This window comes from Salinisphaera sp. G21_0 (genome assembly GCF_017744115.1).
Classification (GTDB): domain Bacteria; phylum Pseudomonadota; class Gammaproteobacteria; order Pseudomonadales; family Endozoicomonadaceae; genus Endozoicomonas.
On record NZ_JAGHQW010000174.1, the window covers coordinates 1 to 1,274 of the forward strand.

General features: G+C 52.5%; 1 protein-coding gene. It reads right to left on the reverse strand.

Annotation, left to right across the window (positions count from 1 at the left end):
- On the reverse strand, window positions 1–1,274 hold a 1,274-nt coding region (locus tag J7439_RS25495; RefSeq protein WP_209204862.1), incomplete at both ends, for an ankyrin repeat domain-containing protein.

The window sequence follows — 1,274 nt, forward strand, 5'->3', positions numbered from 1 at the left end:
ATGGCCTCTGTGTGGCCTTTAAAAAAAGAAGCTGCGTGGAGAGCCGTTTCGCCAAACTTATTTTTCTCTTTGGCCAGGGAGGGGTCAAAGTCCAGCAATGTCTGGATGGCCTCTGTGTGGCCTTTTTCAGCAGCGTATTCAGTAGCGTAGTGGAGAGCCGTCAAGCCATTGCTATCCTTCTCTTTGGCCAGGGAGGGGTCAAAGTCCAGCAATGCCTGGATGGCCTCTGTTTGGCCTCCATAAGCAGCTGAGTGAAGAGCTGTTTGGTCGTTGCTAGCCTTCTCTTTGGTCAGGGAGGGGTCAAAGTCCAGCAATATCTGGATGGCCTCTGTGTGGCCTTTTTCAGCAGCGACGTGGAGAGCCGTCAAGCCATTTCTATCCTTCTTTTTGGCCAGGAAGGGGGCAAAGTCCAGCAATGCCTGGATGGCCTCTGTGTGGCCTTTATTAGCAGCTAAGTGGAGAGCCGTAAAGCCAGTTCTTCTATGCTTCTCTTTGGCCAGGGAGGGGGCAAAGTCCAGCAATGTCTGGATGGCCTCTGTGTGGCCTTGATGAGCAGCTAAGTGGATAGCTGTTTGGCCATTGTTAGCCTTCTCTTTGGCCAGGGAGGGGGCAAAGTCCAGCAATGCCTGGATGGCCTCTGTGTGGCCTTTATTAGCAGCTAAGTGGAAAGCCGTAAAGCCATCATTATTCTTCTCTTTGGACAGGGAGGGGTCAAAGTCCAGCAATGCCTGGATGGCCTCTGTGTGGCCTTTATCAGCAGCTAAGTGGAGAGCCGTATAGCCATTTCTTCTATGCTTCTCTTTGGCCAGGGAGGGGGCAAAGTCCAGCAATGCCTGGATGGCCTCTGTGTGTCCTTTATTAGCAGCTAAGTGGAGAGCCGTAAAGTCATCATTATTCTTCTCTTTGGACAGGGAGGGGTCAAAGTCCAGCAATGCCTGGATGGCCTCTGTGCGGCCTTTTTCAGCAGCGTGGTGGAGAGCCGTGAAGCCGTTATTCTTCTCTTTGGCCAAGGAGCCGTCAAAGTCCAGCAATGACTGGATGGCCTCTGTGTGGCCTTGATAAGCAGCTGAGTGGAGAGCCGTTTGGCCATGGCTACTCTTCTCTTTGGCCAGTGAGGGGTCAAAGCTCAGCAATGCCTGGATGGCCTCTGTATGGCCTTGATAAGCAGCTGAGTGGAGAGCCGTCAAGCCATTTCTATCCTTCTCTTTGGCCAGTGAGCGGTCAAAGTCCAACAATGTCTGGATGGCCTCTGTGTGGCCTTTTTCAGCAGCTTT